Source organism: Chlorobium ferrooxidans DSM 13031 (genome assembly GCF_000168715.1).
Taxonomy (GTDB): Bacteria; Bacteroidota; Chlorobiia; order Chlorobiales; family Chlorobiaceae; genus Chlorobium; species Chlorobium ferrooxidans.
In genome coordinates this window covers 13,951-33,846 of sequence record NZ_AASE01000022.1, presented here as the reverse complement: position 1 = coordinate 33,846, position 19,896 = coordinate 13,951, and the positions used below count along the sequence as shown (strand labels likewise).

General features: G+C 49.4%; 23 protein-coding genes and 1 other RNA gene. 7 read left to right on the top strand and 17 right to left on the bottom strand.

What is annotated here, in order from left to right:
• The 3 genes from CFERDRAFT_RS09630 to CFERDRAFT_RS09620 all read right to left on the bottom strand — a co-directional run.
• Positions 1-1,166: two-component system sensor histidine kinase NtrB (locus CFERDRAFT_RS09630; protein WP_156778057.1), on the bottom strand; the 1,166-nt coding region annotated here is incomplete at its 3' end.
• Positions 1,150-1,908, bottom strand: a complete 759-nt coding sequence (locus CFERDRAFT_RS09625) for a PAS domain-containing protein (protein WP_006367052.1) — start codon at positions 1,906-1,908, stop codon at positions 1,150-1,152. The genes CFERDRAFT_RS09630 and CFERDRAFT_RS09625, both read right to left, overlap by 17 nt.
• 124 nt (positions 1,909-2,032) lie before the next feature.
• Positions 2,033-2,629, bottom strand: a complete 597-nt coding sequence (locus CFERDRAFT_RS09620) for a UPF0149 family protein (RefSeq protein ID WP_006367051.1) — start codon at positions 2,627-2,629, stop codon at positions 2,033-2,035.
• 309 nt (positions 2,630-2,938) lie between these two features.
• On the opposite strand from CFERDRAFT_RS09620, the gene CFERDRAFT_RS09615 reads away from it, so the two are divergent.
• Positions 2,939-4,651: a SulP family inorganic anion transporter gene (locus CFERDRAFT_RS09615; RefSeq protein ID WP_006367050.1), complete on the top strand. Its 1,713-nt coding sequence runs from the start codon at positions 2,939-2,941 to the stop codon at positions 4,649-4,651.
• A 47-nt stretch (positions 4,652-4,698) separates the two neighbouring features.
• Here the strand turns inward: CFERDRAFT_RS09615 and CFERDRAFT_RS09610 are convergent, their stop codons facing one another.
• Complete coding sequence (locus CFERDRAFT_RS09610; RefSeq protein ID WP_006367049.1) at positions 4,699-4,953, bottom strand: hypothetical protein; 255 nt, start codon at positions 4,951-4,953, stop codon at positions 4,699-4,701.
• A gap of 156 nt (positions 4,954-5,109) precedes the next feature.
• On the opposite strand from CFERDRAFT_RS09610, the gene CFERDRAFT_RS09605 reads away from it, so the two are divergent.
• The 4 genes from CFERDRAFT_RS09605 to CFERDRAFT_RS09590 all read left to right on the top strand — a co-directional run bounded on the left by CFERDRAFT_RS09605 (position 5,110) and on the right by CFERDRAFT_RS09590 (position 7,087).
• Positions 5,110-5,544, top strand: coding sequence for a thioredoxin domain-containing protein (locus CFERDRAFT_RS09605; protein WP_006367048.1), 435 nt, complete (start codon positions 5,110-5,112; stop codon positions 5,542-5,544).
• Positions 5,545-5,546: 2 nt separating this feature from the next.
• Complete coding sequence (locus tag CFERDRAFT_RS09600) at positions 5,547-5,855, top strand: hypothetical protein (protein ID WP_006367047.1); 309 nt, start codon at positions 5,547-5,549, stop codon at positions 5,853-5,855.
• 243 nt (positions 5,856-6,098) lie between these two features.
• Positions 6,099-6,485: a TspO/MBR family protein gene (locus tag CFERDRAFT_RS09595; protein WP_006367046.1), complete on the top strand. Its 387-nt coding sequence runs from the start codon at positions 6,099-6,101 to the stop codon at positions 6,483-6,485.
• Between the two features lie 158 nt (positions 6,486-6,643).
• Positions 6,644-7,087, top strand: a complete 444-nt coding sequence (locus CFERDRAFT_RS09590) for a PPC domain-containing DNA-binding protein (protein WP_006367045.1) — start codon at positions 6,644-6,646, stop codon at positions 7,085-7,087.
• Between the two features lie 20 nt (positions 7,088-7,107).
• On the opposite strand, the gene ald is transcribed toward CFERDRAFT_RS09590, so the two are convergent.
• The 10 genes from ald to bcp form a co-directional block, all read right to left on the bottom strand.
• Entirely contained in the window at positions 7,108-8,211 is a 1,104-nt protein-coding gene (ald, locus tag CFERDRAFT_RS09585) for an alanine dehydrogenase (RefSeq protein WP_040433645.1), read from the bottom strand.
• 109 nt (positions 8,212-8,320) lie between these two features.
• Positions 8,321-9,085, bottom strand: a complete 765-nt coding sequence (locus CFERDRAFT_RS09580; RefSeq protein ID WP_006367043.1) for a M48 family metallopeptidase — start codon at positions 9,083-9,085, stop codon at positions 8,321-8,323.
• 110 nt (positions 9,086-9,195) lie between these two features.
• Positions 9,196-10,332: a trans-sulfuration enzyme family protein gene (locus CFERDRAFT_RS09575; RefSeq protein ID WP_040433643.1), complete on the bottom strand. Its 1,137-nt coding sequence runs from the start codon at positions 10,330-10,332 to the stop codon at positions 9,196-9,198.
• 477 nt (positions 10,333-10,809) lie between these two features.
• The gene (locus CFERDRAFT_RS12410) at positions 10,810-10,956 is read right to left on the bottom strand and encodes a hypothetical protein (protein WP_006367041.1); all 147 of its coding nucleotides are present in this window, start codon (positions 10,954-10,956) and stop codon (positions 10,810-10,812) included.
• A 412-nt stretch (positions 10,957-11,368) separates the two neighbouring features.
• Positions 11,369-12,394 carry a PDDEXK nuclease domain-containing protein gene (locus CFERDRAFT_RS09565; protein WP_006367040.1) on the bottom strand — a complete coding sequence of 342 codons (1,026 nt, stop codon included), beginning with the start codon at positions 12,392-12,394 and terminating at the stop codon, positions 11,369-11,371.
• Positions 12,391-12,717: a hypothetical protein gene (locus tag CFERDRAFT_RS09560; protein ID WP_006367039.1), complete on the bottom strand. Its 327-nt coding sequence runs from the start codon at positions 12,715-12,717 to the stop codon at positions 12,391-12,393. The genes CFERDRAFT_RS09565 and CFERDRAFT_RS09560 overlap by 4 nt, the downstream gene beginning before the upstream one ends.
• 45 nt (positions 12,718-12,762) lie before the next feature.
• Positions 12,763-13,026 (bottom strand): ORF6N domain-containing protein, encoded by a 264-nt coding sequence (locus CFERDRAFT_RS09555; protein WP_006367053.1) that lies wholly within the window; start codon positions 13,024-13,026, stop codon positions 12,763-12,765.
• A 112-nt stretch (positions 13,027-13,138) separates the two neighbouring features.
• Positions 13,139-13,542, bottom strand: a transfer-messenger RNA (tmRNA) gene (gene ssrA, locus CFERDRAFT_RS12195).
• A 117-nt stretch (positions 13,543-13,659) separates the two neighbouring features.
• A complete protein-coding gene (locus tag CFERDRAFT_RS09550) occupies positions 13,660-14,223 on the bottom strand; it encodes a YqgE/AlgH family protein (protein ID WP_006367038.1) in 564 nt (187 codons plus the stop codon).
• A 9-nt stretch (positions 14,224-14,232) separates the two neighbouring features.
• Positions 14,233-14,709, bottom strand: coding sequence for a thioredoxin-dependent thiol peroxidase (bcp, locus tag CFERDRAFT_RS09545; protein WP_006367037.1), 477 nt, complete (start codon positions 14,707-14,709; stop codon positions 14,233-14,235).
• 79 nt (positions 14,710-14,788) lie between these two features.
• Here bcp and CFERDRAFT_RS09540 point away from each other — a divergent pair, with 79 nt between their 5' ends.
• Both CFERDRAFT_RS09540 and CFERDRAFT_RS09535 read left to right on the top strand, forming a co-directional pair.
• Complete coding sequence (locus tag CFERDRAFT_RS09540; protein ID WP_006367036.1) at positions 14,789-15,295, top strand: NUDIX hydrolase; 507 nt, start codon at positions 14,789-14,791, stop codon at positions 15,293-15,295.
• 272 nt (positions 15,296-15,567) lie between these two features.
• The gene (locus tag CFERDRAFT_RS09535) at positions 15,568-16,056 is read left to right on the top strand and encodes a hypothetical protein (RefSeq protein ID WP_006367035.1); all 489 of its coding nucleotides are present in this window, start codon (positions 15,568-15,570) and stop codon (positions 16,054-16,056) included.
• 63 nt (positions 16,057-16,119) lie between these two features.
• Here the strand turns inward: CFERDRAFT_RS09535 and CFERDRAFT_RS09530 are convergent, their stop codons facing one another.
• The 3 genes from CFERDRAFT_RS09530 to CFERDRAFT_RS09520 form a co-directional block, all read right to left on the bottom strand.
• Positions 16,120-17,910 carry a sensor histidine kinase gene (locus CFERDRAFT_RS09530; protein WP_006367034.1) on the bottom strand — a complete coding sequence of 597 codons (1,791 nt, stop codon included), beginning with the start codon at positions 17,908-17,910 and terminating at the stop codon, positions 16,120-16,122.
• Positions 17,911-17,914: 4 nt separating this feature from the next.
• Positions 17,915-18,607 carry a response regulator transcription factor gene (locus tag CFERDRAFT_RS09525; protein WP_006367033.1) on the bottom strand — a complete coding sequence of 231 codons (693 nt, stop codon included), beginning with the start codon at positions 18,605-18,607 and terminating at the stop codon, positions 17,915-17,917.
• A 262-nt stretch (positions 18,608-18,869) separates the two neighbouring features.
• Positions 18,870-19,838, bottom strand: coding sequence for an ABC transporter ATP-binding protein (locus tag CFERDRAFT_RS09520; RefSeq protein WP_006367032.1), 969 nt, complete (start codon positions 19,836-19,838; stop codon positions 18,870-18,872).
• Between the last annotated feature and the right edge of the window lie 58 nt (positions 19,839-19,896).

Genomic DNA, 19,896 nt, shown 5'->3' with positions numbered 1-19,896 from the left:
TTGATCCCGTCTACAATACATTTTTTTACGACATCACTCTCCAGACTCTTTTCTGCTTCGAGCAGTGGTAGCCGGATTCTGAAAGCACACCCTTTTGCCGGCTCACTGAACACCCTGATAGTGCCTTTATTCTGCTTGACAATACTGTAGACCGTAGCAAGCCCCAAACCTGTTCCATGCCCTGCTTCCTTTGTTGTAAAGAAAGGCTCAAAGATATGTTGGCCGGTTTCAGCATCCATACCTGTGCCCGTGTCACGGACAGTGAGTTGGGCATAAACTCCCGAACAGGACTCTTCATCTGACGGCGTCACATTGACTTTTGCGGTCTCAATGAAAACCGTTCCCCCTTGAGGCATGGCATCCTGTGCATTGATACAAAGATTCATGATGATCTGCTCAAGCTGGCCAGCGTCACCTTTCACTCCAAGAGCCTCGGAAGATAACCGGTAATGAACAGTAATATCTTCTATAAGTGTTCGGCGAAGGAGATGTTCAAATCCTGTTATCACTTCGTTGAAGTCCAGCACCCGGTATTCAAAGGGCCTCTGCCGGCTGAACGCAAGAAGCTTCCAGACAAGTTCTCTTGCGCTCAGGCTTGCCTGATGCATAACCTTGACCTCTTCGTAAATACTCTTGTCATCGGCAAACTGCTCTTCGAGCATCTCCGAATAGCCGAGAATCGGGGTTAAGAGATTATTCAGGTCGTGGGCTATACCCCCGGCAAGCTGGCCGATCGATTCTATTTTCTGGGACTGGAAAAGCTGCATTTCCAGTTGAAGGCGATCCGCCTCCGCCTTTTTACGAAGCGTAATATCCTGAACAAACACCAGCGCCCCCGCCATACCACCATAGCTGAACGGTACCGCTGAAATTTCAGCCTCGACAGGAGAGCCATCACAGCGAAGCAGGAGCTTCTCAAGTGCGGGAATGGCGCGCCGTTCTTCATTGAGTACACGGATATGTTCAGCAACCTGGAAGCGAAAATCAGGATGAACCCGATCAAGAACCTCGTGGCCAAGGAGTTCATGCTCGTCTGATGCTCCGTAGAACGCAAGCGCTGCAGGATTCAAATAGGCAAAGGTACCACCGGTCTGTATAAAAATCCCTTCCGGAGCTGACTCAACGACCGAGCGAAACCTTTTTTCACTCTCACGGAGTGCAACCACGGGCCTTGTTCTTTCTGTGATATCCTGAACTGTTGTGATATGATAAAGCACCCTGGCCCTGATCGTCCTGAATATTGACTATATCCATCTGGGCAGCAAAAACAGAGCCATCCTTTTTCAGCCTTCTGGTTTCGAACCGGAGAGAATCTTTCTGCTTCAGTTCAGTGAGATGCCTTTGAATCGCCGCATGCTCCGACTCGGGATAGAGATCGAAAAAAAGCTGTCCGGACACCTCGTCGATACTCATGCCGTGCATGGCTGCAAAGGCATGATTACAGGTCATAATCCGTTTTGTTGAGGGTATACCGATAGCAATGCCGTGAGCACACCAGGTAAAGGTGTCCGCAAGGAGACGAATCTGCTCTTCAGCTTCAATACGGCAGGTGACATCGCGGGCTGTAGCATAGAGCACTCCTCCATCCGCAGGATTCGCGTTCCATTCCAGCCACCGGTAATCGCCGCTTTTTGCACGATAGCGATTGATAAAATGCCTGTTCTTCAATGCTGCCTGCGGCTCAAGCTCTTTTATGGTAAGCTCTCTGTCCTCTGGATGGATGAGATCAAAAAACGAGATCGACAGAAGCTCTTCATTCGAATAACCCAGAACCAGCTCCCATGCTGCATTGACTTTTCTGAATGATCCGTCTGACGATACAATACAAACCGGATCCGGTATAAGGTCAAAAAAACGGTCTGGATCCTGTTCAGCCTGCTGCTGGATATTTTTCCCCTGAGTTATCATTAAAGCGTGTTTTTCCACAAATCAGAATAAAGAGCCTGCCGGACCTTATACCCACACGGGGGAAAAAAGAGCAAAGAGAGAGCTTCCCGAAAAAAAAGTGCCTGGTGCTAAAGCAGAAAACAGTTCAGGAATTCCCCTCTCTCCAGTAGTGATAGATTTTAATAACAAAACCGGGAAGCAGATTGATCAGGTCGAGAATTTCTTCTTCGGGGAGGTTGTCAAAATCGTCCGTTATTTTACCAAGAACAAACATCGGAAGTACCAGCATGGCACTCTCTTCGTCGAGCAGGAGTGGAGCCCATGACTCATGCTTCAACTCCATACCGACCGTAAAGCCGAGTGCCCAGTCTTCAATAGCTGTATTTTTCTCCTCTTCATCATTGTAGGTGTACTGTTCGAAGAGCGGCAGAAACTCCTCTGCTGCCTCATTGAACTGTATGGCAATGGAGTTCATATGACGAAGCAGCAGCTCCTTGATCATCTTCTCTTCTTCCTCCGATGAAAAAAAGGGGGCGGCATCATTTTCCTGGTCCCAGATAAAGGGCATCCAGAGCTCTGGATCGATCTCTTCGGGGCCGACAACAAGTGCTGTCATATAGCCGTCAAGCATCTCGATTGAAGAGAGACTCTCTTCGGGAGTCGAGTCAGAGAGAAGAAAACCCTCCAGGAGGCCAAGCTCTTCATGCGTAAGAGGCTGCTGAAGCGATTCGGATGAGTTCATAAATTGGTGTGGATTCACATTAAAAAATGATCGGAACGGTTACCGAAGGCCATTATAGAGAATGAGAAGGAAAGAAAACCATATCGTCACCTTTTATTTTATGGAATATCAAGTCAAAGAGCAACTGAAAAAGCATAAAAAGAGTATATAACGCTTCATTTCAGCAGCAGTTGAGCCCGCAGCACGGACCGGCTGGCTTCAGGCTCTTTTTCTGAACATGAGCGTATATTGATAAACCAATCCAAAAATCTTATATATAGCATGAATACCAAGTAACTGCTGCCCGGTTCATTATGTCTGAAGCCCACCATGTTCAAACCAAAACTTTTCACGATTTTACATGAGCTCACCCCTGAGCGGATAGGAAAGGATATTATTTCCGGTGTACTTGTGGGTATTGTTGCTCTCCCGCTTGCAATCGCCTTTGCCATTGCCTCAGGAGTTTCACCGGAAAAAGGTCTCATCAGTGCCGTTATCGGCGGATTTCTTGTCTCCTTTCTCGGGGGAAGCCGGGTACAGATTGGAGGACCGACCGGTGCTTTTATTGTCATTCTTTTCGGAATTGTTCAGGAGTACGGCCTTAACGGCCTTCTGCTTGCAACCATGATGGCCGGTGTTATCCTGATGATCATGGGTTTTGCCCAGTTCGGTTCGCTCATCAAATTCATCCCCTATCCGGTGATTGTCGGTTTTACCAGCGGCATTGCTGTCATTATTTTTTCCAGCCAGGTCAAGGAGTTTCTCGGCCTTTCAATCGACACTGTTCCCCCTGACTTTATCGGCAAGTGGAGCGCGTTTGCACTCAACATTGAGACAATTGACCTGCCAAGCCTGTTGATCGGCCTCCTGGCGCTCTTCATTATCATTTTCTGGCCGAAACTTTCGCACAAAATTCCGGGATCACTGGTCGCGCTTGTGGTCACGACGGTTATTGTGCAGCAGTTTCACCTTGGAGTAGCCACCATCGAAAGCCGTTTCGGAGAGATTCCCTCCATGATTCCCTCACCGGTACTTCCCATTTTCGATTTTGCCACTATCCGCAAGCTGCTTATGCCGGCAACCACCATTGCCCTGCTTGGAGCAATTGAAGCACTCCTGTCGGCTGTTGTGGCCGATGGTATGATCGGCGGCAAACACAAGTCAAATATGGAGCTTATTGCCCAGGGTGTGGCAAATATCATTACCCCGCTCTTCGGCGGACTCCCGGTAACCGGAGCAATTGCCAGAACTGCGACCAATGTAAAGAACGGGGGAAGAACCCCTCTCTCCGGTATTGTTCATGCCGTGACGCTTCTGTTAATCATGGTACTTTTCGGAAAGTGGGCAAAGCTCATCCCGATGCCAGCACTTGCAGCAATCCTCATAATTGTTGCCTGGAACATGAGCGAAATCAAGGTATTCCGTCAACTGCTCAAAAGCCCGAAAAGCGATGTCAGCGTCTTGCTTACCACCTTCGGCCTGACCGTTGTTTTTGATCTGACGGTCGCCATAGAGATCGGCATGCTGCTCTCGGTTATCCTCTTTATGCAGCGCATGGCCGAACTCTCAAATGTAGGTATGATGACCGGAGAGTTGAAAGACAGGGATGAAGAGGAGGATCCCAACACCATCGTAACCCGGAGAGTGCCCGAGGGGGTTGAGGTTTTTGAAATCAGCGGGCCATTCTTCTTCGGTGCGGCAACCAAGTTCAGGGACGCCATGCATATTGTAGAAAAGGCACCGAAAATACGCATCATCAGAATGCGCAAGGTGCTCTCGATTGATGCAACAGGACTGAATATGATGCGGGAACTGCTCAAGGACAGCAACAAGAGCTCAACCCGGCTGATACTCTCGGGTGTTCATGCCCAGCCGCTCTTTGCCCTTCAGCAATACGGACTCTACGACGAGATCGGTGAAGAGAACATTTTCGGCAATATTGACGACGCACTCGATCATGCAAGGGAGATTCTCGGGTTGCCGAAACAGGGCCGCCAGCTGAACTTTGTCCCCTCGGTGCAGCGGGAGATGACCTCACCGTAGGGGCGTATTGCAATACGCCCCTACATCACAATCATATCGTCCCTACCCTATTCCTTGCTGCTGTAGGTACGAATGCTTGAAACCGCCTTCATATCATAATAGGTGTTCACACTTACCCCTCCCTCCTCACCGGTAATGCGAAGAAAAAGATCACTGATAAAGAGTACTGCATCTTCATAGATAGCTCCTTCGTTAATTTGCAGCTTGACCCCTTTTCGGATTTTTCTTGACATGGTGCCATGCAACGGAACCGAAGAGTATTCCAGAACTTTTTCCCATGCCTGAAGGTTACTTTCAGCCATAACCTCACTCCTTTTTAATTTATTATTGAAATAACGCAACAAAACCTTACTTATGTATCAATAATAAGTATTTCATGTTATTTATTTAGTTTTTTTATTATTTTTTCCTTAATTAAGCAGTAGCGAGCAACCAGAGGGGGCAATAAAACCGGGATTATGGCAACCATACTCTTTTACGAAAAGCCGGGGTGCCAGAACAATACCCGGCAAAAACTGCTGCTGAGGCAGTCAGGTCACATTGTTGAAGCCGTTAATCTGCTTGAACACCCCTGGTCGAAAACGGAGCTGGAGCACTATCTCGGAGAGAAGCCTGTAGTCGAATGGTTCAACATGGCGGCGCCCAAGGTAAAGTCAGGAGAGGTAAACCCCCTTCTCTTCAGCAGGGAGGAGGCCATTGTGCTCATGATCAAAGAGCCGCTCCTCATAAAACGGCCACTGATGAAAATCGGAAACCACTATTTTCAGGGCTTCGACATTGCCGGGCTGAAAAAGCTGATAAACCTGGTGGAGCAGGAAGAACAATCAGAAGATTTGAGCGACATGAATTCATGCCCTCACAACAACAACTATTCATGCACAAATAAGGAGTAACTATGGAAACATCATTACGACCACTTGGAACTGTCATACAGCTTCTCGAAGAGCTCGGCCATGAGGTAACGTATGCCTACGAAGATCTGGTTTTTGTTAATCACAACGGATTTCTGCTTCAGTTTGAAAATACCGGCCCGACGCTGAACCTCTTCTTTAACCGGAATTTCCCGAAAAAAGAGGCGGACAGCATTGAACAGAGTATCATCCCTGCTGCAGACAGATTGGGTCTGGCAATCAATAAAAAAGGTCGCTACAACCTGACCGAGCAGGAGAATGAAAACGTGCAGATCGAGTTTTTCGATAACTGACAGCAACCATCGGCCATGTCATCTCGAATCTGATGCAATCAGGTGAGAGATCTTCTTCCCCGCTGTCCATATTTATCGCATTCCGACAGATCCAGACAGGCGATGTATTACGATATCGCGTAGGGGCGAAAAATGTTTCGCCCCTACATCCGGGAACCATTTGGCCGGGAAATAATGTTTTCTCTTCTGTGTGCAGGTGCAAAACAGTGGCAATGTATGCATTGAACGCAGAAGAGAACAATCATGAGTACATGGTATGAAGGGTTGAAAAAGCCTCACCTGACCCCGCCGAACAAGTTTTTCTGGCCGGTCTGGATTGCGATTTACATCCTTATTTTCGGAGCCTTTTTACTCTACTTTATTGCTCCTTCGCATCCTCATCTCTACACCACGATCGCGCTGCTCATCATCCATTTTACAGCCGCATTTAACTGGACGGGCATTTTTTTCTCGCGAAAAAAAATACTCCTCGCGTTGTTTGACCTCCTCTTCATCGACTGCACCCTTGTTGCAATTATTCTGCTTTTTCTGCAAGCAAGTACACCAGCAGCTCTACTCCTGCTCCCCTACCTCGGCTGGGGACTCTTTGCAACGTATCTGAACTGGCACATCTACAGGCTGAATCGGTAGAACGGCTCTTCCAGCTCCATGGGTATCGATCGCTCACATTCACACGCACCTGAAGCTAAAAAGCTCTGGTATGCATTATCGGGTTTTGGTAAATTGACTGTAGCCATGCAGCATACTAAGCGTTAAACGGGGCAGCCTTAACATATAACCTTGAGGACATGAAATATTCAGAGGCCCGGGAGGGCAGGACCTTTATCATAAGACTTGAGGATGGTGAAATCGTACATGAGAAACTTGAGCAGTTTGTAAGAGATCATGCTATCGCAAGGGCATCGCTTATTGCCATCGGCGGAGCCGACAAGGGAAGTCTGCTTGTGGTCGGCCCTGATGAGAGCCGCTCACATCCGGTCACTCCGATGACTCATGAACTCTATGATGCTCATGAAATTACCGGAACAGGGACCATTTTTCCCGATGACGAGGGCAATCCGGTACTCCATATGCATATGGCGTGCGGTCGTGAGGAGAATACCGTTACCGGCTGTATTCGCAAGGGGGTGAAGGTGTGGCTGGTCATGGAGATCATTCTGACTGAACTGCTTGAAAACAGTGCGCTGCGTCAGTACGACCCGCACTCCGGATTCAAGCTGCTTGTTCCCTGACTTGAAAAAAACGAACCCTGTCAGGCAAACGGATTCTCATGAAAGGGCTTTCCCAGTGATCGGGCAAGCGCTTCATGGGTTACCTTGCCATTCCAGATATTCAATCCCGATGAGAGGCCCGGCATCATGACCATGGCACTCTCCAGGCCGAGATCAGCAATTCTTCTGACATAGGGAAGGGTGGCTCCGGTGAGTGCCTCCGTTGATGTTTGCGGGTAGGCAGCAGGCATATTGGCCACACAGTAATGAACAACCCCCTCATCCACAAAAACAGGTGATTCATGGGTTGTCGGTCTGGTGGTTTCAATACATCCGCCCTGATCAACAGCTATATCGACAAGCACCGCTCCCTGCTTCATTTTCTTCAGCATTGAGCGGCTGACGAGTTTCGGTGCTACCGCTCCGGGAACAAGAACCGCGCCAATCAGAAGATCAACCATTTCAAGCTGCTCTTCAATATGCTGCTCGGTTGAGTAGAGCGTATGCACCTGAGAAGGAAGTGAGGTTTCAAGATAGCGCATGCGTTCCTGATCGACTTCAAGCACGGTGACATCTGCGCCAAGTGCCGCCGCGACCTTTGCGGCATGCATACCGGCCAGCCCCCCGCCGAGTATGGCAACCCTGCCGGGCAGAACACCCGGAACTCCGCCGATCAGCTTCCCGTTCCCGCCATGATGACGGCTGAGATAGTATGCTCCCATAAGAACACTCATCTTCCCTGCAATTTCACTCATGGGTGCAAGCAGTGGACGGCGTCCATTATCCTCAACCGTCTCATAGGCAAGTGCGGTCACGCCGGAATCAAGCAGCTTCTCCGCCAGATCCGGCACCCCTGCCAGATGCAGAAAGGTAAAGAGCGTGAGCTCCTCCCGGAAAAAGCGGTACTCCTCTTCAAGGGGCTCCTTGACCTTCACCACCATATCACTCTTCCAGACCTTTTCGGTCGAAGCGGTGAGCTGTGCTCCGGCCCGACGGTACTTATCGTCACTGAAGCCGCTTCCGAGCCCTGCACCGGCTTCAACCACAACCCGGTGACCGGCAGAAACAAGATTACGAACTCCGGAAGGGGTGCAGGCGACCCTGTTCTCTCCGGATTTTCGTTCAACAGGAATTCCGATATTCATGGCTTGGCGGTTTACAGGTAAATGATAAGGGGCCTGAGAGTCACAAAAAAACAATCTACAACTTAAAAGCATGAACAAGAAAGCACCTCACTGGCAGCGCTATAAATGGTCATAACTCCCTCTGCCCTAACCAGGAAGGGACATACTTCCATGCATGCTTCATCTCCCTGTTGTTGCTCTGGCACAGCGGGTCATGCTGATGAACCAGCGACCAGAATGCCCTGGAGTGATTCATCTGCACCGTGTGACAAAGCTCATGCACCATAATGTAGCGGACAAGATAGTCGGGCAGAAAGAGCAACTTGCTGTTCAGGGTTATCGAGCGGCGTGATGAGCAGCTTCCCCACCGTGAGTGCTGCAGGCGAACACCTGCAGAAGTGTAGCTGAATCCATGGGCGGCGGCAAGTTTTTCAAGCGCAGGAAGCAGGTGCACCTGAGCCCGCTTTTTCAACCAGAGAGAGAGCAGTTTTTGCGTAAGCGCTTTATCAGCAACATCACCTGAAACAAGGAGCGTACGCTCCTGCTCTTCAATCAGCTCAACCTCTCCGCTTCCTCTATCTTTGTAGGTCACGCTCCACGATTCAGCAAACCCCGGGAAATCAATGGTACAGGGTAATCCCCCCGCACTCAAAGGGAGAGGATCAGGGCGATGGGCATCAAATCGGGCCGAAACTTTTTTTATCCACGCTTCATGGTGCAGCAGCAGCGTTGCAATCTGTTTCTTATCGAATCCCGGAGGAACCACCACCACAAGGCCGCCATGCGGCATCATTTTCAGTCGCGCAGACTTCGCCCTTGCACTCACCTTCAGGGTGTAGGGAAAGGGCGTACCGGCCGCAGAAGGGGTGTTATTCGTAAAAAACGGGAGGGGCATGCTGATTTCCGGTAAAATATTTCCGGCAGATGAAATCGGCCGATTTCATCTGCCGGAATGAACGTTCATGCCGTAATGTAGTGAACAGCAGCAAAAAATCACCGTCACCTTCATCCAAGGGCAGAGGCAAGATCGGCAATCAGATCATCTACGTCTTCAATGCCGATCGAGAGCCTGATAATGGTATCGGTAATTCCCGCTACCTGCCGGTGATCACGATCCATAGAAGCATGACTCATGGTTGCAGGATGCTCAATCAGCGATTCGACTCCACCAAGGCTTTCTGCAAGTGAAAAAAGCTTTGTGCCAACCAGTACACGGTTAACATCTTCGATTTCGCCTTCAAGCTCAAAGGAGACCATACCGCCAAAACTCTTCTGCTGAAATCTGGCAAGCTCATGCTGCGGGTGGGCAGGAAGACCGGGGTAGAAGACACGCTTGACTTTCGGGTGCTTCTCGAGAAATTCCGCTACGGCAAGAGCGTTCTTTTCATGCTCCCTCATGCGAACAACAAGGGTTTTGATACCCCGAAGCACCAGCCAGCAGTCGAACGGCTGTGCGCAGGTTCCGAGCGCATTGACCGTAAACTTCAGGCGGGCATCAAGATCTTCACTGTTGGAGAGTACCGCCCCCCCAACCACATCGGAGTGACCGTTGAGATACTTGGTGGTGGAGTGCACCACAATATCGGCTCCAAGCTCGAAGGGTTTCTGGCCGTATGGCGAGAGAAAGGTGTTATCAACAATAGTGAGCAGACCGTGGGTCTTTGCAAGCAGGGAAACCGCATGAATATCAACCAGATTCAGGAGCGGATTGGATGGCGTCTCAACCCATACAGCCCTGGTGTTTTTATTGACGTAATGCTCGAGGTTGGCCGCCTCCTGCAGATTCACAAAGTGTACCTTGATGCCGAAATGCTCCTCAACCGTTTTCATAAGCCGGGAAGTACCGCCATAGCAGTCATCAGTGCAGATGATCTCGTCACCGGATTTGAAGATGCTGAGGGTTGAGGTAATGGCCGCCATACCGGTCGTCACCGCAACTGCGGAAGAGCACCCTTCAAGCGCGCAAAGGTTGTCTTCGAGCGCCTTGCGGGTCGGGTTGCCGCTCCGGGTGTAATCGAATCCCCTGTGTTTTCCGATATCCTCAAACACAAAGGTGGAGCTCTGGTAGATCGGAGTCATAATGGCGCCGTATGCCTTGTCAGGCCCAACTCCTGCATGGATCGTGTCAGTCTGAAAACTCATTGATAAACTCGCTCGTAAATTAATGGTTGATGTGAACTTGAAAGTAATGATAAAACAAAAAAACCCCTTCCCTGATGATGGAAGAGGTGATTTGTTTTCCGGGGTTCTCCCCTGTACTACCAATATGTCGCTCCTCCGGAGCTGAAGAAAAACCGCTCTTGACAATGATGGAGGTGCTCGCTGGTACCCTTGGTATACCTGTTTTGAAAAAACGCTTTTTAAAGCATCTTTTTCACGCATCGTTCTTCCGCTTCATTCCGATTGCGTCGGAGTGCATTGAGTGCAGAAGTAGAATGTGGCACCGTGTCCCGCTGTGAACGGGATCGGTTGTCAAGGCTTCGCAGGGTCTATTCCCTCAGCCTTTCTTGATGACCAGCAATGGTGTGAAGAACACTGTAACAATTGTTAATGTAAGATTTCATCAGCAAAAATACAAACCGATCCTTCATAATGCCATCAGCAGACAACGCCGCTTTCTCATCCGAGCTTCCGGTATTTCAGCATCATGTAGGTCGGATAGGTCAGGCCCGCAACAACCTGGTCGCTGGCTTGAAAATCGGTTCTCTCTTCAAGCAGCTCAAGCGAGGCTGATTGCAGTACCGCCGGATCGAGATAGTCCATCATGGTATGGCCGTTCCCGAAGCATCCTCTTTGGCAAATTGATCATACTCTTCCACTGCCCTCTCCTTTCTCCGGGGTGAATGAAGCTTACTGAAGTATGCATTACTGCTACACCGCGCTAAGCCTCATGGATCGTATCGTAGTCTGGTTACCGTTACTGAAATGTAGCACATCCCCGTTACTGAAAAAAAAGGGCTGATTGCATATAGCACATTCTTGTCAAAAATCAATAAGACGACACATCGCCTTAACAACCGCAAGAACGGTAATCTCTTCTGTGGTATTACTAATTATTTTCTCTTTCATGTCCGAGATAGAAACCCACTTATTTGCTTTCCCCCAATATCGTTGTTGATCTCGAAAAGGGGTTCGTCCCATTTTACAATGTTGCAAAGATGGCCAAATATTTCGCTCTTCATCTCTCCCTCCCTTCAATCGCCTTCATCTCCCTGACCAACTGCTCCCTGAGCGCCTCTTCACTTGGAAGGTAGAGCTTGTACTGGCTTGCGAGAATGGTCCGGTTATCTTCCGGCAGGGAAATCTTCACCACAGCATCATTCTTGTCGGCAGCAAGGAGAATCCCGATTGTCGGATTCTCATCGGGCAGTTTTTCAATTCGATCGTAATAGTTGACATACATCTGCAACTGCCCCAGGTCCTGATGAGTCAGCTTATGGGTTTTGAGTTCGATAATGACAAAACAGCGCAAAAGCCGGTTGTAAAAAACAAGATCAATAAAAAAGTCCTCCCCATCGAGGTGGATTCGCTGTTGGCGGGCAACAAAGGTAAAACCGTTACCCAACTCCAGTAAAAACGCTTGCAACTGGGTGATGATTGCCTGTTCAAGATCTTTTTCGTAGTAGGCACTCTCTCGTTTCAAGCCTAAAAACTCCAGATACATGGGGTCTTTAATGATGTCGATCGCTTTTTCGGGTTGCTGCTCGCCACGGGCAACCGAAAGAACCCTCTCTTTGTCGTTGCTTAACAGAAGACGTTCGTAAAGCTGGCTGTTTATCTGCCGTTCAAGTTGCCGGGCAGTCCAGTTATTTTTTGCTGCTTCAACCTCGTAATACTCCCGCTTGCCATTATTATCAAGTGAGATAAGCAATTTATAGTGCATCCAACTGAATTGCGTCCGCAGCGCGGACGCAATTGGAAATTCCTTGTAAAACTGCCGACTACGCTCCAATTGTCTGACTGAAAAGCTTGTACCATAATCAGGTACCAATGCTTGAGAGAGTGTTTTGAGCAGATAAGTGCCGTACTCAGCCCGCTCTTTTCCCTGTTGCTCCTCTTCGAGAATGCGCTTGCCAATGTTCCAGTACATCAGCACTCTGTGATGATCAACTGCACGAACGGCATTTTCCCGAGACTGCGTAATGATCTCTTTGATCTGCCCTATAAACTGAGGGCGAATAGTAATTTCATGTTGTTGTTTCATCCAATCATCCCCTTCAGTTCCAGCAGCTCCCGGACAATGCCGCTTTGAATATTGGCAAGTTCAACCCCGTCTATCTCCCCTACCACGGCAGCAATCAGTTTGTCGAGAATTACCGACGGATTTTCGTGGCTGACCTCTTCAAAAACATCGGTTTTGTAACAGGAAAGGGAGAGGTCATAACCTTCAGCTTCAATCTCATCACAAAGCACAAAAAAGCATTTCAGGGTGCGATCACTCTCTGTTTCATGAAGACGGGCATGGTATTTGGCAACATTATCCTTAAGGTCGCCATTACCCTCAAGTTTGGTTCGTTTGTCATCCAAATTTTTTCCGTTTCTGATTCAAAAGTAATCTGACGGCGTTCGACACTATCCAGTCGTGCAAAAAATCCGGGCATTGTTCTGAATAAAACGGCGCATTTCCACAAATGCTCTCATAATTTTCACATATACTTTAGCAGCTTTGGCGCTTTTAAGTAAGCCCGAAAGACTATCCTCACCCTGTTCGGTAAAAACATAGGGCAGACTGCCTCCCGGATGCTTTCGTGAAGGTATCGCACCTTGCGATACCATTAAATTCACCTCGGCATCCGCAAGCTGAAACATAAAATCTTCAGAATAAGCGCTGAACATGACGCAAAAGATTCTAAAACCCTCGAACCCGGAAAAATTTAATTAATTACAATATAATTACGCTTTATACGCAAAACAAAAAAGCCCGAACCGGGTTATCGGTTCGGGCTTATTGTGGAGATGGCGGGAGTCGAACCCGCGTCCAGAACATTGCTCAATAAAGCTACCACACTCATCCCAGGTGTTCAGTGTTTCATGAACCGGTGCTACACCTGTAAAGTTCGGTTCACTATCCCTCTTTGTATCACCCGCATGCCTTTTCAGGCAAAAGCAGTTGGGGCTTACTTGCGCGAACCGAGGCTCAAGCGCGGGTTATGCCATCCGGTGGCTTCAGAGTAAGCGCCTCCCCCATCGGACGATGGCTGATTAATTAACTTGTGCTAATCAGGCAGCCATTGCATACGAATAATCGTCTGCATCTATTGTTTGCATAGACTTCTTTAACGAGTCCATCCATGCTGAAACTCGGAGTGCAACTCCATCTTACACCTGCCCTGTCGAAAGCCTGTCATCCCCATATTCGACAAAGTAGATTAACGTCATCAAAAAGCAGTGGTATATATGCTTTTTGTCTCTCATGAACAACAAAAATCACCTGCCGTTAATTCCCGCACCGTTCCCTGCTGCAACCGCTCAGTTCAGTCCCGGCATTTCAGGCGCGTTGGCAATGATCTGGTACTCTCCGCCCTTGGAGCGGACCGAACGGCTCCACATTCGCTCGTAGGCATCACTGAATATCAGCTCCTTCGATGCGTCAGCCGTGTACCATGACCCTTCGTCAAACTCAGCTTCAAGCTGCCCGGCAGTCCATCCGGCATAGCCGAGAAAAAACCTGATTTCAGACGGCATCATGATACCGGTGTTGAGCAGATAACTCAGCTCGTTTTTGTCGCCCCCCCAGAAGAGCCCGGGCAGAATCTCAAGTGAATCCTCTATCAGGTCACCCCTTGAATGGAGAAAATGAACAGTATCAACCTGTACCGGCCCGCCCATGTGCAGCAGCTCCTCTATATCCTCAAAACCGGCAATAGCCTCACATACCTTGAACTCCATCGGGCGGTTCAGGATAAAACCAAGAGAGCCTTTCTCATTATGCTCGCACATAAGCAGCACGGTCCGCTTGAAACTCGACTCAAGCAGATTGGCTGATGCGAGCAGAAGTTTGCCTGCTTTAAGCTTTTCAAATTCGTTTACCATGCTGTACTGTCAGGTTTTTTTCTGCAGATAGTTAAGCAACTCCTCCGCATGTTCCGAAGGATTGACTTTCGGCCACACTTTTTCAATCTTGCCCTCTTCATTAATCAGGTAGGTTACCCGACTGGTTCCCATATATTCGCGTCCCATAAATTTTTTCTGCCCCCAGACGCCGTATGCTTCAACAATGCTCTTTTCAGGATCGGCGACCAGGCGGAATGGCAGCTGATACTTCTCCTCAAACTTCTTGTGCTTCTTCTCACTGTCAACGCTCACGCCAAGAACCTCAACCCCTAATGCCTTAAAGTTAGGGAAATTATCACGAAAAGCACAAGCCTCCTTTGTGCATCCGGGAGTATCATCCTTGGGATAAAAATAGAGTATAACCTTCCGGCCACGGTACTCTTCAAGGGTTACCGGCTTTCCGTCCTGATCAAGCGCCGAAATTGCAGGAGCAGAAGTTCCTTCTTCAAGTATTGATATTGCCATAAATGAAACTTATTCTGGTTAGTAAAAGGTTTTAGCATCTAAATCTCCTGACACAGCAAAAAGTTTCTTCCAAACCATAATGAGATCGTATACCTACTGCCCGATATGCGGAAACAGGCTCGAAGGCGCCAGGATTGATGGTCGTCAGAGAATGTTCTGCCCCGTCTGCGCCTGGGTGCACTATATAAATCCCCTCCCCGTCGCACTGGCCTATACGGTCAACAGAGAGAATAAACTGCTTGTGGTTCGCCGCGCCCAGGAACCTGCACTCAACGAATGGGCTCTGCCCGGTGGTTTTATTGAAGCCGGCGAAGAGCCTCACGAAGGGTGCCTGCGGGAACTGATGGAGGAGACGGCATTGAACGGCAGAATTGATCGGCTTATCGGCATCTATCACCGTGAGGTGGAGATGTATGGATCGCTGCTTGTGGTCGCCTACAGGGTGATCGTTGATGATGACACCATTGCAATCAACAACGAACTGTTCGATGCCGGTTTTTACCCGCACCATCTGATCCCGGAAGTGCGTATTCCCCTGCATATCCAGATTATATCGGATGCCAAAGAAAGTGAGACCCTCCTTTAAGTGGCACCCTGAAAGCGAGATAGGCACCTATTACTCAAAGCTTCAAGCAATCGGAACCCGCGCCCGAAGCCGCTGGCAAGGGGCATATGTAAAAGTTTGCTTAAAAATAAGTTAACTCCTTGTTATTGATTCCCGCCTTCTGCTATACTGGCTGATGAAGAGATCGCTGATAAGTGATGCTTTTTCTTTACTGAAAGGAATGATTACACGAGATCTGACTGCAACATCATACCGTACATACTTTTACAATCGATAACGACAGGGAGCGCGTGATGAAGAAGATGAAAATCAGTGGAAAACTGAAAAAAATTGCCTGTATCGCCTCACTTCTGGCTGCATGCAGCGGCAGTGATGTTTTTGCCAGAGAGGGGGTAGGCGTCGGGCTTATCGTCGGTGAACCGACCGGCGTGAGCATGAAATACTGGCTCGACAACTCCACAGCCATAGATGCGGCTCTTGCCGTATCACTTTCGGACAATAATAACCCGTTTCAGTTTCATGCCGACTATCTGGTGCACAGCAAAAGGTCAATAACTCCTTCCGAACTGAAAGGCCGTTTCCCCTGGTACTACGGTATAGGCGGAAGAATTAAAAACAGTCATGAGACCGAGGTCGGTGTTCGCATTCCGGTAGGTATCACCTATCTCTTCGCCGATACCCCCATCGACCTCTTTGCGGAAATAGCTCCGGTACTTGATGTAGCACCAACGGTCCGGCTCGGACTCAACGGAGCTGCAGGCATCCGCTTCTATCTGCCCTGAGCATCTTCAGGCACTATTGATTGAGTACAAACTGATCTCGTTATCCGTCGAATGGAGAAGAGATCAGTTCCTGTTTACGGTACTATCCGCTACAACAGGAAAAAGAACCGAGAAGACCGATCCCTGGCTGACTCTTGAACGTACCTCTACGTGGCCTTTGTGGGCCAGAACAATGTGTTTGACAATGGCGAGCCCGAGTCCGGTTCCGCCAAGCTCCCTGGAACGGGCCTTGTCAACCCGGTAAAAGCGCTCAAAAATCCTTCCCAGATCCTGCTTCGAGATACCGATGCCGTTATCTTCCACATCAAGCTGCACAAAGTCACCGTTTCTGAATGCTGATATCCTGATTTTGCCGTGCTCTGCATCAACATATTTAATGGCATTGTCAAGCAGGTTTCGAACCACAATTTCCAGATATCCGCTGTCCGCATGGAGTTGCGGCATGTCATCGGCAATGCTGACATCAAGCCGGACCGCTTTCTTTTCGAGCGCAAGACGAAGCTGATCAACCGATTTTGCTATAACCGTCCTGAGATCCACCGCACTGAAGTGGTACTCAATGCGGCCCGACTCGATTCTGGAGAGATCAAGCACGTCGTTTACCAGTGCGGTAAGCTGTTCACTCTCCTGAAGGATAATCTTCAGAAACGCAGAGGCATGTTCCGGCTCATGCATCGCCCCTTCGAGCAACGTTTCAGTATATCCCTTGATGCTCGTCAGGGGGGTACGCAGTTCGTGCGAAACGCTGGATACAAAGTCGCGACGTACCCGTTCAAGATTACGAAGTTTGGTAATATCATTCAAGACAAAAACCGTTCCGTCAAACCGCTCCCCCTGCATGACCGGCATGGAACTGATCTGCATGATTCGACGTCCCTTGGTTGTTTCAAAGGCCATCTCCTCCTTGATGAGCGCCAGATGGCTCTTGTGTACCCTGCTGAACAGCTCTTCAAGCCGGCTGTCGGAGAGGTGACGGAGGGGCCTGGATTTGAACATGGCCCCTTCAATCCGGAAAATTCTTGATGCCGCCGGGTTGACGAGTATAATATCGCCTGCAGCATCCGTAACAATGATTGCCTCCCTGATTCCCGAAAAAACAGCGCGAAACCACTCTTCACTGCGCCTCATTTTTTTTATCTCATCGGACATGGTGTTGAATGCACGGGCCAGCATACCGATCTCATCCTGCCGGTCAACGGGAATGGTGCCGGAGAGGTCATCCCGGAGCCGTTTCCGGGCGATTTCCGCCAGATTGCGAAGCGGCCTGGCCAGAAAAAATGCCCCGAGGAGACCCGCAACAAAAGAGAAAAAGAGCGCAAAAAAGAGCCCCTGCTCGATGCTTTTGCGGATTCCTTTCTCAAAGATGCCGTTATCGTAAAGGGGTTTGGCGAAACGCAAAAGGGCCCGGGGTTTTGGCCGTCCGACAGGGACCGCTATATAGAGCATCTGTTCCTTCACCGTTTGACTGTAACGGGACTCCTCTCCGTACCCTTTTTGCAGCGCTGCCACTACTTCAGGACGGTTGCGGTGGTTCTGCATAACAGAGAGTTTTTTTGCAGGAATATAGGAGTCGCCGATTACCCTCCCCTGAAGATCGATAAGTGTAACCCTGAGTTCAAGCGCACTCCCTACCCGGTCGGCCCAGGCATCGGCACTGTCGGCTTCAAGCCATCCGGCGGGTTTCTCTTCAAGCAGCTGGCGGTTAAGCAGAAGATCCCGGTGCAACTCCCTGCGGGATGCCTCTCTGAGCAGCTCCGTCAACTGACCGCCAAGCGAGAGATAGCTGACGAGTACGGTTACAAAAATAATCGTACCGATAACAGCTCCGAGCCTGAATGAAACTTTGGCCTGCATCGATTTAAGCCTCGTCTTCAAACTTGTAACCAAAGCCGCGTACGGTTTTTATCATCCGTCCGGTTTCGCCGAGCTTTTCACGAAGCCGGGTAATATGGGTATCGATGGTGCGGGTGTTGATGGAGCGGTCAACATCCCAGACATCGCTGAGCAGCTTTTCGCGTGACTGTGCCTCGCCTTTTCTTTTGAGCAGCGCAGCAAGCAGCTTGAACTCCATCAGGGTCAGCAGAAGCTCCCTGCCTTCGAGGGTAACCAGGTGACGGACAAGATCGACATCAAGCGTACCTGCTCTGAGCTGCTCCGGCACCCTGCCGCCGTGACGCCGATCGCGCTTGAAAATGGCCCTGATCCTGAGAATCAGCTCCCTGGGGCTGAACGGCTTGACAACATAGTCGTCGATACCCAGTTCAAAACCGAGAATCCGGTCAATCTCCTCACCTTTTGCCGTAAGCATGATAATGGGAAGATCCCTGAAAAGCTGATTCTGCCTGATCTGCCGGCACACCTCAAAACCGTCAATTCCGGGAAGCATGACATCAAGCAGTACGAGATCAAAACTCTTCCGGACAAGTTGCAGAAGCGCATCTTCTCCTGTTGAGGAAACATGACATTTAAAGCCGGCCCGTTCAAGATTATAGCCAAGCAGTTGCGCAAGATGCGGATCATCCTCAACAACCAGCAGCATCGGATCCGACATGAGAAAAAGAGTTTAATTCATTAACACACAAGACACTCAAGTGGACGCAGTGGACAGGAAGATCATGGACGTTGTGGACTCCATGGACAAAACTATTTTTCTTTTTTTATAGCCTTTTCCTGATGGTATTCGGCAATGTTTCGCTTGAAAGCTATCTCATACGCTACAATGCACCAACTCAAAAATCTCTTTAATCTTGTCCACTGAGTTCATTGTTAGTCCACCATTTCTTCGTCCAGAGGGTGTTCACTTTCTCCCCTCTTCACGCCCCTGCTTTCCAGCAGGCCGCTTCATGACCGGACTCAAAGGAGAGGAGTTCCGGCTGCTCCTTGCGGCAGTGTGCATCGGCGAGCGTGCATCTTCCGGCAAACCGGCACCCCCCGGGCAGATTGACCGCACTGGGAACATTGCCTTCGATGACATGAAGCCTCTCTTTTGATGCGCCCAGCCGGGGAATGGATTTCAGAAGGCCCCTGGTGTAGGGATGAAGCGGATTGGTGAACAGCTGTTCAACGGTTCCTTTTTCGACAATCCTTGATGCATACATGACAATAACATCCTGACAAAGCTCGGCAACAACTCCGAAATCATGGGTGACAAGCATCACACTCATCCCTGTTTCGCCCTGAAGTTTGCCGATAAGGTCAAGTATCTGCGCCTGAACGGTTACGTCAAGGGCTGTAGTCGGTTCATCAGCGATCAGAAGCGCCGGATTACAGGAGAGCGCCATGGCAATCATAACCCGCTGGCGCATTCCGCCTGAGAGTTCGTGAGGATAGGAGGAGAACCGTTCGAGAGGGTTTGGAATCCCGACCAGATTGAGCAGTTCGACCGATCGGTTTTTTGCTTCGGCTTTACTGATGTCGCGGTGATTGAGAAGTTGTTCCATAATCTGGCTGCCGCAGGTAAAGACCGGATTGAGTGAACTCATCGGTTCCTGAAAGATCATGGCTATGTCGTTGCCTCTGAGTTTGCGCATCTCCTCTTCAGAAAGCTTCAGGAGATCGCGCCCTTTCCAGAGAATCTCCCCGCCCGCAAAATAGCCTGGAGGCATAGGGATCAGCCGCATAATTGAGAGCGCTGTCACCGATTTTCCGCATCCGGACTCTCCGACAACACCGAGTGTTCTGTTCCTTCCCAGCGAAAAGCTTACTCCGTCTACCGCTTTTGCAATACCGTTGTCAGTAGAGTACCAGGTCCTGAGATTTTTCAGTTCAAGAATTTTTTCCATATATAGCAGCTTGCCCGCCAGTGCTTGTTTCAAGGTTACACGTTTTGCCGGGATCAAG

Excerpts from the sequence above, each read along its gene's own strand:
- CFERDRAFT_RS09625 (WP_006367052.1), bottom strand. The coding sequence starts at position 1,908 with ATGATAACTCAGGGGAAAAATATCCAGCAGCAGGCTGAACAGGATCCA.
- CFERDRAFT_RS09620 (WP_006367051.1), bottom strand. The coding sequence starts at position 2,629 with ATGAACTCATCCGAATCGCTTCAGCAGCCTCTTACGCATGAAGAGCTT.
- CFERDRAFT_RS09615 (WP_006367050.1), top strand. The coding sequence starts at position 2,939 with ATGTTCAAACCAAAACTTTTCACGATTTTACATGAGCTCACCCCTGAG.
- CFERDRAFT_RS09610 (WP_006367049.1), bottom strand. The coding sequence starts at position 4,953 with ATGGCTGAAAGTAACCTTCAGGCATGGGAAAAAGTTCTGGAATACTCT.
- CFERDRAFT_RS09605 (WP_006367048.1), top strand. The coding sequence starts at position 5,110 with ATGGCAACCATACTCTTTTACGAAAAGCCGGGGTGCCAGAACAATACC.
- CFERDRAFT_RS09600 (WP_006367047.1), top strand. The coding sequence starts at position 5,547 with ATGGAAACATCATTACGACCACTTGGAACTGTCATACAGCTTCTCGAA.
- CFERDRAFT_RS09595 (WP_006367046.1), top strand. The coding sequence starts at position 6,099 with ATGAGTACATGGTATGAAGGGTTGAAAAAGCCTCACCTGACCCCGCCG.
- CFERDRAFT_RS09590 (WP_006367045.1), top strand. The coding sequence starts at position 6,644 with ATGAAATATTCAGAGGCCCGGGAGGGCAGGACCTTTATCATAAGACTT.
- ald (WP_040433645.1), bottom strand. The coding sequence starts at position 8,211 with ATGAATATCGGAATTCCTGTTGAACGAAAATCCGGAGAGAACAGGGTC.
- CFERDRAFT_RS09580 (WP_006367043.1), bottom strand. The coding sequence starts at position 9,085 with ATGCCCCTCCCGTTTTTTACGAATAACACCCCTTCTGCGGCCGGTACG.
- CFERDRAFT_RS09575 (WP_040433643.1), bottom strand. The coding sequence starts at position 10,332 with ATGAGTTTTCAGACTGACACGATCCATGCAGGAGTTGGGCCTGACAAG.
- CFERDRAFT_RS12410 (WP_006367041.1), bottom strand. The coding sequence starts at position 10,956 with ATGATGGACTATCTCGATCCGGCGGTACTGCAATCAGCCTCGCTTGAG.
- CFERDRAFT_RS09565 (WP_006367040.1), bottom strand. The coding sequence starts at position 12,394 with ATGAAACAACAACATGAAATTACTATTCGCCCTCAGTTTATAGGGCAG.
- CFERDRAFT_RS09555 (WP_006367053.1), bottom strand. The coding sequence starts at position 13,026 with ATGTTCAGCGCTTATTCTGAAGATTTTATGTTTCAGCTTGCGGATGCC.
- CFERDRAFT_RS09550 (WP_006367038.1), bottom strand. The coding sequence starts at position 14,223 with ATGGTAAACGAATTTGAAAAGCTTAAAGCAGGCAAACTTCTGCTCGCA.
- bcp (WP_006367037.1), bottom strand. The coding sequence starts at position 14,709 with ATGGCAATATCAATACTTGAAGAAGGAACTTCTGCTCCTGCAATTTCG.
- CFERDRAFT_RS09540 (WP_006367036.1), top strand. The coding sequence starts at position 14,789 with ATGAGATCGTATACCTACTGCCCGATATGCGGAAACAGGCTCGAAGGC.
- CFERDRAFT_RS09535 (WP_006367035.1), top strand. The coding sequence starts at position 15,568 with ATGAAGAAGATGAAAATCAGTGGAAAACTGAAAAAAATTGCCTGTATC.
- CFERDRAFT_RS09530 (WP_006367034.1), bottom strand. The coding sequence starts at position 17,910 with ATGCAGGCCAAAGTTTCATTCAGGCTCGGAGCTGTTATCGGTACGATT.
- CFERDRAFT_RS09525 (WP_006367033.1), bottom strand. The coding sequence starts at position 18,607 with ATGTCGGATCCGATGCTGCTGGTTGTTGAGGATGATCCGCATCTTGCG.
- CFERDRAFT_RS09520 (WP_006367032.1), bottom strand. The coding sequence starts at position 19,838 with ATGGAAAAAATTCTTGAACTGAAAAATCTCAGGACCTGGTACTCTACT.